This is a genomic window from Desulfovibrio desulfuricans (assembly GCF_004801255.1).
In the GTDB taxonomy this organism is placed as follows: domain Bacteria; phylum Desulfobacterota; class Desulfovibrionia; order Desulfovibrionales; family Desulfovibrionaceae; genus Desulfovibrio; species Desulfovibrio desulfuricans_C.
Genome location: NZ_CP036295.1, coordinates 3,066,878 through 3,080,073, shown reverse-complemented (window position 1 = coordinate 3,080,073; position 13,196 = coordinate 3,066,878). Strand labels below are relative to the sequence as shown.

Annotated in this window: 12 protein-coding genes; 6 read left to right on the top strand and 6 right to left on the bottom strand. The window is 60.2% G+C overall.

Features of this window, described 5'->3' with window-relative positions:
• The first annotated feature begins 4 nt into the window (after positions 1-4).
• The 5 genes from citD to DDIC_RS12940 all read left to right on the top strand — a co-directional run bounded on the left by citD (position 5) and on the right by DDIC_RS12940 (position 4,250).
• The gene (gene citD / locus DDIC_RS12960) at positions 5-277 is read left to right on the top strand and encodes a citrate lyase acyl carrier protein (protein ID WP_136400824.1); all 273 of its coding nucleotides are present in this window, start codon (positions 5-7) and stop codon (positions 275-277) included.
• Positions 277-1,131 (top strand): HpcH/HpaI aldolase/citrate lyase family protein, encoded by an 855-nt coding sequence (locus tag DDIC_RS12955; RefSeq protein WP_136401149.1) that lies wholly within the window; start codon positions 277-279, stop codon positions 1,129-1,131. Before citD ends, DDIC_RS12955 begins: the two co-directional genes overlap by 1 nt.
• A gap of 13 nt (positions 1,132-1,144) precedes the next feature.
• Positions 1,145-2,551: a citrate lyase subunit alpha gene (gene citF, locus DDIC_RS12950; RefSeq protein ID WP_136400823.1), complete on the top strand. Its 1,407-nt coding sequence runs from the start codon at positions 1,145-1,147 to the stop codon at positions 2,549-2,551.
• A gap of 65 nt (positions 2,552-2,616) precedes the next feature.
• Positions 2,617-3,258 (top strand): citrate lyase holo-[acyl-carrier protein] synthase, encoded by a 642-nt coding sequence (locus DDIC_RS12945; RefSeq protein WP_247647607.1) that lies wholly within the window; start codon positions 2,617-2,619, stop codon positions 3,256-3,258.
• Complete coding sequence (locus DDIC_RS12940) at positions 3,246-4,250, top strand: triphosphoribosyl-dephospho-CoA synthase (protein ID WP_136400821.1); 1,005 nt, start codon at positions 3,246-3,248, stop codon at positions 4,248-4,250. The genes DDIC_RS12945 and DDIC_RS12940 overlap by 13 nt, the downstream gene beginning before the upstream one ends.
• A 46-nt stretch (positions 4,251-4,296) precedes the next feature.
• Here the strand turns inward: DDIC_RS12940 and DDIC_RS12935 are convergent, their stop codons facing one another.
• Positions 4,297-4,977, bottom strand: coding sequence for a response regulator (locus DDIC_RS12935; RefSeq protein ID WP_136400820.1), 681 nt, complete (start codon positions 4,975-4,977; stop codon positions 4,297-4,299).
• Positions 4,974-6,608 (bottom strand): DcuS/MalK family sensor histidine kinase, encoded by a 1,635-nt coding sequence (gene dcuS, locus DDIC_RS12930; RefSeq protein ID WP_136400819.1) that lies wholly within the window; start codon positions 6,606-6,608, stop codon positions 4,974-4,976. The genes DDIC_RS12935 and dcuS overlap by 4 nt, the downstream gene beginning before the upstream one ends.
• Before the next feature lie 364 nt (positions 6,609-6,972).
• Here dcuS and DDIC_RS12925 point away from each other — a divergent pair, with 364 nt between their 5' ends.
• The gene (locus DDIC_RS12925; RefSeq protein WP_348769728.1) at positions 6,973-8,499 is read left to right on the top strand and encodes an outer membrane homotrimeric porin; all 1,527 of its coding nucleotides are present in this window, start codon (positions 6,973-6,975) and stop codon (positions 8,497-8,499) included.
• 282 nt (positions 8,500-8,781) lie between these two features.
• Here DDIC_RS12925 and DDIC_RS12920 read toward each other — a convergent pair whose 3' ends face one another.
• The 4 genes from DDIC_RS12920 to DDIC_RS12905 form a co-directional block, all read right to left on the bottom strand.
• Positions 8,782-10,035 (bottom strand): MFS transporter, encoded by a 1,254-nt coding sequence (locus DDIC_RS12920; protein ID WP_247647488.1) that lies wholly within the window; start codon positions 10,033-10,035, stop codon positions 8,782-8,784.
• Positions 10,036-10,150: 115 nt separating this feature from the next.
• The gene (locus DDIC_RS12915) at positions 10,151-11,284 is read right to left on the bottom strand and encodes a methyl-accepting chemotaxis protein (RefSeq protein WP_136400818.1); all 1,134 of its coding nucleotides are present in this window, start codon (positions 11,282-11,284) and stop codon (positions 10,151-10,153) included.
• Positions 11,251-11,925: a hypothetical protein gene (locus tag DDIC_RS12910; RefSeq protein ID WP_136400817.1), complete on the bottom strand. Its 675-nt coding sequence runs from the start codon at positions 11,923-11,925 to the stop codon at positions 11,251-11,253. Before DDIC_RS12910 ends, DDIC_RS12915 begins: the two co-directional genes overlap by 34 nt.
• A 447-nt stretch (positions 11,926-12,372) precedes the next feature.
• The gene (locus tag DDIC_RS12905; protein WP_136400816.1) at positions 12,373-12,783 is read right to left on the bottom strand and encodes a hypothetical protein; all 411 of its coding nucleotides are present in this window, start codon (positions 12,781-12,783) and stop codon (positions 12,373-12,375) included.
• Positions 12,784-13,196: the final 413 nt, after the last annotated feature.

Genomic DNA, 13,196 nt, shown 5'->3' with positions numbered 1-13,196 from the left:
ATATATGAGCGCACGCATAAGCGCCCTGGCAGGTACACTGGAATCAAACGACATTCTTATCACCATCAGCAGCGTTGACGGCGGCGCCAACAGCGTCAGCCTGTCAAGCATTGTCATCAACCAGTTTGGGCCGGCCATCCGGGCTGTTATTGACCAGTGCCTGGCCTCGTCGGGGCTTTCGGGCGTGGAGGTGACCGCTCAGGACAAGGGCGCGCTGGAATGCACCATCAAGGCCCGCATGGAAACGGCCATCGCTCGCTACAAGGAGAAAATGTGATGCGCAACCGCACGTTTCTTTTCATGCCCGGCAACAACCCGGGCATGCTTGCCAGCGCTCAGTGCCTGGGCGCGGATGTGGTTATTTTTGACCTTGAAGACGCCGTGGCCCGGCAGGAAAAAGACGCGGCGCGCAACCTTGTGAGCCACGCGCTCAAGGAGCTGCGGCCGCAGGGCGTGGGCATAACCGTGCGCATCAACGGGCTGGATACGCCCTTCTGGCAGGCGGATATGGAAGCCGTTGTCGAAGCGCGCACCAACTTTGTGATGGTTCCCAAAATCGAGCGCGCCGAAGAAGTGCTGCAGATAGCGCAAGCCATCGAGGCTGCCCGCCGCAAGTTTGGCGTGAGCGAGAAGGTGCAGGCCCTGGTTATTGTCGAAACGCCTCTGGGGCTTGAAAACGTGTACGCCATTGCCTCTGCAAGCCCCGAGCTGCGGGGCATACTGCTGGGCGCGGAAGATTTTACGGCGGCCATGGGCGCGCAGCGCACCGCCGAAGGGGCAGAGATAGCCTATGCCCGCTCCCGCCTGCTCACGGCCTGCAAGGCTGCGGGCGTGCTGGCCATTGATACGCCCTTTCCCTTTGTATCCGACCTTGCAGGGCTGGAAAAAGACGCGGCTCTGGCCGTGCAGCTCGGTTTTGACGGCAAGGCCGTCATCTCGCCCCATCATGTGCACCGGGTAAACCACGCCTTTGTGCCCGCGCAGGAAAAAATCAACTGGGCCAGGCGCGTCATGGCGGCGGCAAAGCTGGCCGAGGCCGAGGGCAAGGGCGCGGTTTCACTGGATGGCATGATGATTGACCTGCCCATTATCAAACGGGCGGAACGCATACTGCTTTTGGCCGATGTCTAAAGGGGGCGCAGCCATGAAAAACAAGTTTATTGCAACAATAGCTGATGCCTTGCGCCAGTGCGGCCTTGCCGACGGCATGACGCTGTCGTTCCACCACCACCTGCGCAACGGCGACCATGTGGTCAACATGACCATGGATGCCGTGGCTTCGTTGGGCGTCAAAAACATCACCCTGGCCTGTTCGTCGTTGTTTCCCGTGCACGAACACCTTGTGCAGTATGTCAAAAGCGGCGTCATCACCGGCATTGATACCGATTACATGAGCGGCCCGCTGGCCCGCGCCGTTACCGACGGCCTGCTGCCCACGCCGGTCATGTTTCGCTCGCACGGCGGCAGGCCCCGCGCCATCGGCGAAGGTTCGCTCAAGATCGACATCGCCGTCATCGCCGCACCGGCGGTGGACGCGCTGGGCAACATCAACGGCACCGAAGGCCCGTCGGCCTGCGGCTCGCTTGGCTACGCCATGCCCGACGCCAGACGCGCCGCGCATGTCATTGCCGTTACCGACCATCTGGTGCAGGGCGGGCTTGGCCGCGTGAGCATACCCCACGATCAGGTGGACCACGTGGTCGTGGTGGACAAGATCGGCGACCCCGCAGGCATTGTTTCCGGCTCCATCAGCCTGACCCGCGACCCTGTGGCCCTGGCCATCGCCCGCAGCGCGCAGGCCGTCATCCGCGCGTCGGGGCTGCTCAAAAACGGCTTCAACTACCAGACTGGCGCTGGCGGCGCTTCGCTGGCGGCCTCCATATTTTTGCAGGAGGACATGCGCGCCCTCAAGCTGCACGGCGGTTTTCTGCTGGGGGGCATCACCAGGTACATGGTCGAAATGCTGGAGGAAGGCCTGTTCGACAACGTGTTTGACGTGCAGTGCTTTGACCTCAGCAGCGTGAAGTCCATTGCGCAGAACCCGCGCCATGTGGAAATATCGGCGGACACCTACGCCAACCCTGCCAGCAAGAGCGCCTGCGTGGATTATCTGGATGCCGCGCTGCTGGGAGCCACCGAGGTGGACCTGAACTTTAACGTCAACGTCACCACCGACTCCAACGGCAACATTATCGGCGGTTCGGGCGGGCACAACGATGCCGCGGCCGGGGCCAAGCTGACCATCATTGTGGCTCCGCTGGTGCGGGCGCGTCTGCCCATCGTGGTGGACAAGTGCACCACACTCACCACCAGGGGCGAAACCGTCGATGTGCTGGTGACCGAGCGCGGCATTGCCGTAAACCCTGCCCGCAGGGAGCTGGCCGACCGTCTGCGCGACGCCCGGCTGCCCGTGTGCGACATTGCCGAGCTGCACGAGGCCGCCATGAAGATGACCGGCAAACCACTGACCTTCGAGCACGGCGAAAAGGTCGTTGGTCTTGTGGAGTACCGTGACGGCGCCATTGTAGACAAGATATACGCCACAAAATAAGCGGCGCACGCAAGCGCGGCGAAGGGGCAGGCCCCTTCGCCGCGCCGTACACGGGAGAATCTGTGATGGACCTTTGCCAGCTGCTTGCCGAACGCGAACGCCGTTGGAACAAACGTTTGTCCCTGGCTGGCATGTACAATTGCCCGGTGCTCTCGCTGACGCTGAACATCCCCGGGCCAAGCAAAAATCTGCCCGGCGCGGACGCCGCCCTGAGCCAGTTGCGCACGGCTCTGTGCTGCGCGGTGGACAAGGCCGGGGGAAGCCTGGTGGACGAATGCAGACTTTCCGGCCCTGACGGCCCCGGCTGGGTGGCCGCCGTGCGTATGGACGCCCTTGACCTCAAAAGAGCGGCGGTTGCCGTGGAAGAAAGTCACGTGCTGGGCAGGCTGGCCGACGCGGACGTCATGGATGCGCAGGGGCAGCCCGTTAACCGCGCCCATCTGGCTGCGGGGGACGGGACGAGGGAAATATTGCCGGGCAAGGAACGCCCTGACAGCCCTGACAGTCCGGACAGTCAGGGCCGTGGGTCTGATCAGGCCGCGTATGCGCCGCGCCGGTGTTTTTTGTGTTCCCAACCCGCCAGCCTGTGCCGTCGCGAGCAGAGGCACAGCCTGGAAGACCTGCTCGCCGCCGTGCGCGGCTTGCTGCGACTTGCGGAACGGGCTTCGGAGCAGTCTGCAAAGCAGGGCCGCGCATGTCGGCCGTAATTGCCATGACCGACGGGCAACAGTGCGCCGCAAACCAGCGGCAGGCGGGGCAGGATTGCCTGCCGCTGTGTCTGTCCTCTGAGCGAGTGGCGGAGCTTGCCGCGCGCGCGGCCATACTTGAGGCCGCCGTCAGCCCCAAGCCGGGGCTGGTGTGCATTGACGGCAACGGCGCGCACAGCGATATGGATTATCCCCTTTTTGTACGCAGCGCCCGGACCCTGCGCCCCTATTTTGCCGAGGCTCACGCCCTGGGCGAAGCCCTGCGCGGGTTTGCGCCGCAGCGGGTGTTTGCGCATTTGCGCCCTCTGGGCATAGGGGCGGAGCAGCGCATGCTGCGGGCTACAGGCGGTGTAAATACCCACAAAGGTCTTATATTTTCCATGGGGCTGTTTTGCGTGGCCGCAGGGCGGCTGAGCGGACAGACCGCGTCCGCGGCAGCGTTGCGGCAGGAGGCGGCCTCATTGGCGGGCGGCGTCGCGCAGGACTTTGCCCCGCTGGCGGCCCTGAGGGAGTCGCTGCGCTGCGGCATTGCCGACAGCCTCAGCCCCCGCGACGCGCGGCCAGAGCTGGAGGCGCGGCTGGGGCGTAGGCTCAGCGCGGGCGAAGTCATGTTTTTGCTCTACGGCATTACGGGCATCAGGGGCGAGGCCGAGCGGGGCTTTCCGCATGTGGGGCTGGCCCTGCGGGCGCTGGAGGCGCACGGCGCGGGGCATGATCTCAACACGGCCATGGCGCACTGTCTGCTGGAGCTGATGCAGGCCATGGACGACACCAACCTGCTGTGGCGCGGCGGGCTGCAGGGGCTGCGGCATGCGGCCATTGCCTCGCGGGCGGCTCTGGATGAAGGCGGGTTGCGTACAGAAGCGGGGCGGGCCGCTCTACGCCGCATGAGCGCCGATTTTGCCCGCAGAGGGCTGAGCCCCGGCGGCTGCGCCGATATTTTGGCCGTGAGCGTTTTTGTGCGGCTGCTGCGCGGCCACGCCATGAGCTGAGCGCGCAACGTCCCTTTGCACGAGGCCGTATTGCGTGCGGTCAGCCTCAGGCAATCCAGTTGTACAGGGTCACGGGGCGGCCAGGGCCGCCGTAATCCTTGACGCTGCCAAGCCTGCCTGTATCTATGAGATAGTCAAAATATTTTTTTAGCGAAATGCGCGAAATCCCCGTCAGCGGTTCAATATCCTTGAGGCTGAACGGCCCTTCGTACTGCTGCAGCACCTGCATGACGGTTTTGAGCGTGCGCGCGTCAATGCCCTTGGGCGTGCCCGATTCTGGCGCGGGGCGCTCTTTTTTTATGAATATGCGCCGGTCGAGCATCTCCTGGGTGATGTGCACCTCGGGCGAGATGAGCAGCTGGCGCTTTTCGCGAAACTGGAGCAGAGATTCGCGAAAGCGCTCAAAGGTGAAGGGCTTGACGATGTAGTCCGCCACGCCCATGCGCAGGGCGTTGAGGATGTCGTCGCTGTTTTGCGCGGCGGTTATCATGATGACGTCCGTGTGGAAAAACTGCGCCTTGATGATGCGCAGCAGCTCCATGCCGTCCATGCCGGGCATGAACACGTCCAGCAGCACCAGATCAACATGGTTCGAGCGCAGCAGTTCAAGCCCTTCCTCGCCGGAGTGGGCCGTGTGCTCAAGCCTGAACCCGTCTATGCCGTCCAGGTATCCGGCAGCGAGATCTGCCACCATGGGGTCGTCTTCAATGATGATGACGCGAATCATGGGTTTGCTCCTTCAGCCAGAGTAGTTGCAGGAAAGCGGACGGTAAAGGTCGAGCCGTGTCCAAGCCGTGAATCAATCTCCACCGATCCGTCCACTTCGTCCAGCGTGAGCAGCAGCATGTACAGGCCGATGCCCCGGTTGGAACCCTTGGTGGAAAAGCCCTTGGTAAAGATTTTTTCCTGATGCTCCTCGGCGATGCCGCGCCCGGTGTCGGCCACGCTGATAACAAGCTGGCCGTTGCCCCCAGCGCTGGCAAAATCGCTTTCGATATGCAGGGTGATGCGCTTTTCGCCCGCATAGGTAACCGCGTCAAAGGCGTTGTCTATAAGATTGCCCACAATGGTCACCAGGGCGTGCGACCCCTTGGACGACAGCTGCGGCAGCTCGCCTGCGCCCTCAATATGCAGGGTGACGCCCAGCTCGTGGGCGCGGCTGTATTTGCTCTCAAGAAAGCCCGCCACGATGGGGTCTTTGACCAGGGCGGCTATGGAGGACGTCTCGCGTTTTTTGCTGCCGATGATGTGCTCAAGGTATTCCTCAAGCTCGCCATAACGCTTGTTGCGCAGCAGGCCGGAGATAACGTGCATCTTGTTGAGGTATTCGTGCGAGCGCGAGCGCAGCGCCTCGGCATAATTGCTGAGGCCCGTGAGCCGCTCGGCCTGAACGCGTACTTCGGTCATGTCGCGAAAGGTCGCCACCGCGCCGATAACCTTGCCCTGAAGGGTGATGGGCGCGCGGTTGGTCATGATGATGCTGCCGTTGATGTTCTGCTCCATATCGTATTCGGGCTTGCCCTCCTTGATTATGGCGTCCAGACGGGTAGCGGGGACCGTGTCCTGTACGGGCTGGCCCTCCAGCGGGCCGGTTACGCCTGCCGAGCGCAGTATTTTTTCGGCCATTTCGTTGACGAGCACCAGGGTGCCCTCTTTGTTGACGGCAATAATGCCCTCGCGCACGGTGCGCAGGATGGCGTTGCGTTCTTCAAGCATGCGCGCGATCTGGTGCGGCTCGAGCCCGAAAAGAATCTTTTTTATGGTGCGCGAAAGCAGCACCGCCAGCCCGATGCCTATGGCCAGCGAAAGCGCAAACAGCCATGAAAGCGGGCCGTTGAGCCGGGCCATGTTGGCCTCTATATCCTTGGACATGATGCCTACGGCCACAGCGCCCAGCTGCTTGCCCTGCTCGTCGTAAATGGGCCGGAACGCCCGCAGCGAAAAGCCGAAGGAGCCGCGCGCGGACGAAATGTAGGCGTGCCCATGCAGCGATTCGCCCTCGTCGCCGCCCTCGATGTGCCCGCCGATCTTCCATGCTTCGGGGTGGTAGAGGCGTATGCCCTGCATGTCGATGAGCACAATAAACTTTACGTTGGAAACATGGGTAAGCATCTCTACAAAGTCTGTCATCTGTTTGCGGGCCTCGGGTTTGTCCGAGCGCATGCCCTCGATGACGGTGGACGATTCCGCCGACAGGCGGGCCACGTTTGAAACGGTTTTTTCCGCCTCTTCGTAACCATATTTGCTGATAAAGTACGATTCCGCCAGATGGCTGAACAGCATGGGCGGGCAGAGCGCCAGGCTGACCATGATGACGAGTTTGACGAACAGGCTTGAGTTTTTAAGTGCTTGCAGCATGGCGGATCGGTGCGGCGGTCGTGCTGGCGGGCAGACCGGATTGCGGCGGCTGGCCCGTGCTGGGGTGCGCGCCTGTGAGTGTACGCCCCAGTGTAGCAGGTGCGCCCATGGCCCGCAAATGACCGCAGCCCTCACGTGACCTTGCCTGTGTGCCTGTTTTGGGCAAGCCGCAAACAGCGCCCCGTGAACGCAAATTTTCGTAACCCCGCGCCCCAGAGCCTTTTTGGGCCGCAAGAACCACGGATAACGCAAAAAGAAGGTGGAAAAATATCACATATGGAGTTAGGAAAGACGACCCCCCCTGTATGCGTAAAAGTGGAAGCCGCGTTGTGTTGGTTATTGGGTACTGAACCAGGAAACGAAGATGGAGCCGGGGATGAAAAAAATTGCAGTGTTAGTTCTGGCGGCCGGGATGTTGTGTGCACTTTCAGGAAGTGCAAGCGCCATTGATTTTTCGGCCAAGGGCCGCTGGGCATACAACTTCAGCTACGGTCAGCACGGCAATTTTACGGAGGGTGGGGGCAGAACGGGGTACAGCGCCACTGAAGACGAATTTGAAGCCGCCCAGCAGATACGTCTGCAGCTGGACGCCAGGGCTTCTGAAAATCTTTCCGGCACGGTGCACTTTGAAATCGGCGGCTACAACCGCGGCATGATGCAGTACTGGGGCGCCAGCGGCAACGGCTCGGCCCTGGGCGCTGACGGCACCTGGATAAAGGTTAAGAACTCCTTTCTTGACTGGACCGTGCCGCAGACCGACCTCAAGGTGCGCATGGGTATTCAGCCCATGCAGCTGCCCGACTACATCAACAACAGCCAGGTGCTCGCCGACGACGTGGCAGGCATCACCGCTTCTTACGCCTTTAACGAAAACGTGGGCGTAACGGCCTTCTGGGCGCGTCTGTTTAACGACAACTCCACGGCCACCAACAGCCGCAACCCCGGCTACATGGACAACTTTGACGCCGTGGGCCTGACCCTGCCCCTGACGTTTAACGGCGTTAACCTTACGCCCTGGGGCATGTACGCCGGTATTGGCCCCGCCCTCAACTACAACAACGTCAACAATTCCCAGATAACCACCTACGTCAGCTCTGCCTCGGCAGGCGGCCCCAGGGCCGGTATGCTGCCCCTGTACGGCGGCTTTCACAAGAGTAGGCTGACGGAATACGGCAATGCCGGCTGGGTGGGGCTGCCCGGTCAGATCACGCTGTTTGATCCCTTCCGCATTGCGTGGGACGTGGTGTACGGCTCGGTGCAGTACGACGATTCGGCCATGAACCGCTCCGGCTGGCTGGCTACGCTGCTGCTCGAATACAAGCTCGACTGGAGCACCCCCGGCCTGTACGGCTGGTATACCTCGGGCGACGACGACAACCTCGGCAACGGGTCGGAGCGCATGCCCAACATCCACCCCAACAACCCCAACGATTTTTCGGAATTTGCCTTCCACGGCGACCCCATTGTGGGACGCGACAGCATTGTGGGCAAATCCATGACCGGTACCTGGGGCATTGGCGTGAGGCTTAAGGACATGAGCTTTGTGGACAACCTCAGCCACACCTTCCGCATCAACTACATCGGCGGCACCAACGATCCCGCGATACTGAAAAAGCTCAATAACGCCAACGGCAGCTGGATGGCCCCCAACGACAACACCGTCGCAGGGCGCGAAGGTCTGTATCTGACCCGCAACGACAGCCTGGTGGAATTTGGTCTGAGCACCAAGTACAAGATGTACGACAACTTTACCGTGTACATCGAAGCCAACTATGACGCCCTGTTCCTCGACAAAAGCTCCTCAGTGTGGGGCAACAGCCTCATGAACGGCAAGAGCGACCGCAGCGCCGACGCCTGGAACACCGCCGTTACCTTTGTGTACCAGTTCTAGACCGTGCAACTGCGGCATTGCCGCCTTACGTTACCGCAAAGCGCCCATGGTTATCATGGGCGCTTTTTGCGTGCCGTGAGTAGCGTGCAGCGCGTTGTGTGCCGGGGTGTGGTGGCGATGCGTGTGTGGCCGGTTTGTGTCCTGCGAGCCGCAGCGGCCCGTGCGCAGCGGCCAGTATGCAATGGAATGGGCGGCGGGGCCGGTGGCCGGTATTGCCGCCTGTCCGGTTGCCGAGCTTGCCGCAGTGCGGCGGTTTGCCTGCTGGTGGCGCGGGTAGCGGCGTTACGGCGCGTCGGCCTCGGTTCTGCCCGGCCTGCCCATAAGCATGACGGGCACAATGCTGAGCGCCGCGACCGCCGCCATCAGCATGTACACCGCATCCATGCCCCACAGGGAGGCCATGCCGCCAAACAACGTCGGGGTAAGGATGTTGGTGACGCCCCGGCCAAAGGAATTGACCGAAAAGATGGCTTCGTAGGCCTGCGCCCCCTGTACCGGCTCTGTGATGATGGTCTGGATGACGGGCACGGTGCCCTTGGTGACAATGCCGATGGCCAGCGCCGCCAGTATGGTCAGCGCCAGATTGTCTGAGTGGAGCAGCGCGCCGAGCAGCAGGGTGAGGGTAAGCCCGGCGAAGATGAATATTTTTCGCGTGCCAAAAATATCGATAAGACGACCGCAGGCCATCTTGCCCGCAAAGGAGCCAAGGGTAAAACCCAGCGCAAACGAGCCTATGGTTTTGGCGTCGATGCCTTTGGCCACCAGCAGCAGGGGCAGAAAGGTAAATATTCTGTCATTGCTGAAGGCATTGAGCATGCTTGCCAGCATGGCCAGAAAAACCGCGCGGTTTTTCAGTATGGCAAAGGCGGCAAAGGGGTTGCGCCTTGCGGGCCGCTGCTCAGGGGCCTGTTGCGCGGCGGGGGATGGCTCGGCCTGTGCGGCATCTGCGTTGGGGGCCGGGCCGCTCGCTTCCGTAGCGGGGGCGGCTGGCGCGTCAAAGGTGCTCTTTGCGCAAAAGAGCCACAGGGCGGCGCACAGGGCAAGGGCGGCGTAGGCCAGGCAAACGGCCCGCCAGCCCGGCAGCGACCCAAGGGAATAGGCCGCCGCAAAGGCCGCAAACGACACCAGCGGGATGCGCCCCACATCGCCCAGAGCGGTAAAGTCGCTCATAACCCGGCCAAGGCGGCGTCGCTCGGTATTGGACGTCAGGTACGAAAAGGAAAGATTGTGAAAGGTGGCAAAACCCGCCATGGGCAGCATGAGGCATGCCCCGGCGGCAACCATGCCGCCCGCCAGCGCCGCACCCGCAAAACCAACCCCGGCAATACCCGTGAGCAGGGCCACAGCGCCGGAAAAACCAAACCGGCGCGATACCCAGCCAGTGCCCAGCCCGGCCGCAGTGCTCAGGGCCGTGCCCAGCGAAACAACCAGCCCCACGTCGGTCTCGCCGCTGCCGTAGGCCAGCGCCATAAAGGACAATACCACAGGCACGGTGTCAAACAGGCCGTCCACAAGAATGTGATACAGATTCAGCATGATATAGCGGGCGCGGGGTATCATGCGCAAGCTATACCGTTAGGGAGAGTCTGCGTCCAGCCACAAGCCCGGCAACCGCGTGCGCGTCAGGTCATGCAGCGCGCGGCGGCAGTCTCTAGCCCGCCTGGCTCTGGGTCTTCATATCCTGTATAAGGTCATGCAGCACATGGGTTTGCTGTATGAGATCCGTCACCGACTTGGCGGCGTGCTCCATGGCCTGCGCTGTTTCGGCAGAAATGGTTGCAATCTGTTCTACAGACTTGTTTATTTCTTCGCTGGTGGCTGATTGCTGCTCGCTGGCCGTGGCAATGGACTGCACCTGATCGTTCACCTGATCGACAAATTCAAGGATGTTCTTCAGCGATTCGCCAGAGTGTATGGAAAGGGACGCAGCCTTTTCAACGGCGGCGACCACGGTTTCCACACTGGAGATGTTTTTTCTGGTTCCCTCCTGAATTTCGCAAACTGCACGTCCCACGTCCTGCGTGGCGGTCATGGTTTTTTCTGCCAGCTTGCGCACCTCATCGGCCACAACGGCAAAACCGCGCCCCGCGTCGCCCGCCCGTGCTGCCTCAATGGCGGCATTGAGCGCCAGCAGGTTGGTCTGGTCGGCAATGTCGGCAATAATGCCCATAACCTCGCCGATGCCATCGGCCTGCTTGCCCAGAACGGCCATGTCTTCGCTTATGGCAAGCGACTGCGCCCGTACGCTTTCGATGCCCTTTACCGCGCTATCAACGATAGACGCTCCTTCCTGCGCTTGCCCCCTGGTGTGGCTTGAGGCATCGGCTGCCCGTTGGGAGTTTCTGGCCACCTCAAGTACGGTGGCATTCATTTCTTCCATGGCGGTTGCGGTTTCGCGCACCCGTCCAGACTGTTCGTCCGCGCCTCGGCTTGATTGCTCTACCTGACTTGAGAGTTCTTCAGACGCCGTGGCTACCACATCTACCACAGCTTCAAGGCTTTGTACTGCCTGAATGATCTTGTTGCGGTTGGCATCTGCCTTTTCGCGCGCTTCTTGCGCGGCCTGCATGGCATGGGTGGCCCTGGCGACCTCTTGTGCTGCAAGCTGGTTTTTTTCTTCGGCCAGCGACATTTTGAGCTTCAGTTCGGCCAGCATGGCGCTGAGGCTGTTTGCCAGCGTGCCAAAGTCGTCTCTGCGTTGCAGCGATATCTGAGAGTCGAGCTCACCTCTGGTAATGTCTTTTGCAAATTTTATGCATTCTCTGAGCGGTTTGATAACGCCCATGGCAATACCCAGCGAGATGAGCGTGATGATCCCAGGCCAAAGATAAATATGGCGGTAAATAAAATGCGTCCTGCTTCCACAACGTTGCGGCCTTCCTCGGCTACTTTATGGGAATAGACGTCAAGCAGGGTTGCCAGTTTGACCACGACCTCGCGGTGTTTATGGTAGGCAGGGGTAAGCTGGCTGTCAGTGACGGTTTCGGCCTCTGACCTGTTGTTGCCCTTAACAGCGGGTTTGACTTTGCTCTCAATGATCTCAAATACGGCGCTGCCGGTGGGGTAGAGCTCCTGATCAAGAATCAGTTTGATCTGCGGATCAATGTCACTGGCATGCCAGCGGTTGTACTGCTGTAAAAAGTCTTTATTGTGCTGGGCAATGGAGCCGTACAGCTTTTCCTGAACATCCGCGTCATGGGTGCTGATGAGTTGCAGAGCATCAAGATATGTTTCTATTACATAGAGCGGCGGCGGCAAAATATCTGCGAGCAGATCCTTGCTGCGGTCTATAGACTGATATGTGGCAGATCCAATTGATGATTTTGTTATCGTATATGTTGAGATGGAGAAAAGCCCAGTCATGCCAACGAATACTAAAACGATAAGGATGACAAACTTTCTGGCAACAGAGATATTTTTAAGCATCGTCGCGCTCCCTGCATTGGTATAAAAGTATGCCAATATTCTGCTCAGTTCTAAACGGACGCGCAGAGGAAAACAATAGGGTGCGGCAGTGGCTGGGCGAATGCTTGTCAGTTGCGTTCGCGCTTACTCTGCCCGGTTGTGTATATTTTGATATAACAGGCGATATGCCAACCTAGCGCCCTGGCGGTTTTATGCTGCCCTGACCTCCCTTGACCGTCCATGCGCCGCCACCGCTGCTGCTGGCTGACCTTATGGATGTCACCACGACCGAAGCTGAAAGTTTTTATCCCGTAGCAACGCCAGCAGCAGGGCAGAACCCCCTGCCAGCTGGGCGGGGCATCTGCCGCCCAGACCATACGCATGCTGAACAGGCCCGCGCTCAAAGCCCTGTGCGACGCAGGGGGTATTACCGCTGCGGCATGATTGCAGCCCGTGATTTTTGCGGCATCAGACCACCCGGCAAGGATTGGTTGGCCTACTGGAGTCGGTTGTGCCTGCTGGGCGGCGTTTTGTTTGTGCTGGCTGGCGCGGAGTGTTTTGCCGCCTGAAACTTGGGGGCCATGCCATCTCTGCCGCGTATGGCGCTGACAGCGCCGCACCCGCAAACCCCACCCCGGCAATACCGGTGAGCAGGGCCACAGAGCCGGAAAAACCAAACCGACGCGATACCCAGCCAGTGCCCAGCCCGGCCACGATGCTCAGGCCCGTGCCCAGCAGCGAAACAACAAGCCCCACGTCGGTTTCGTCCCTGCCGTAGGCCAGCGCCATAAAGGACAACACAAAAGGCACGGTATCAAACAGGCCGTCCACAAGAATGTGATACAGATTCAGCAGAATACAACGGGCGCAGGGTATCATGCGTAAGCTATACAGCTATGCCCGGCAAGCTTCCAGCCGTGGGGGGGAGGATGCATGGGCGCTGTATAAAGTAAGGGCCATGTCCTCCACGTAGCAGTCGGGGGTGAGAGTCAGATTGCGACGCCCATACAAACTCGCCTTACCTTTGGCAGGTTTTCATCGTGAGCGGCACGCGATCTTAGTTTTAATAATGTCAAGTACCAAGCTGCCAGTGGGGTAAGGTCAATATATTCGCATAGTATTCTGTTATAATTAAGTAATAAGAAGTTATCTCAGAAAAGTTATTGGAGAAAATGGGCCAACTTGATCGTGTGTGTCCCACGAAATAATCGTAGGAATCTTCCATGATTAGTCGACGGACTTGCATGCAATCCGGTGACTAATAAGGAGTGTGAAGGGACACCACCGGTCTA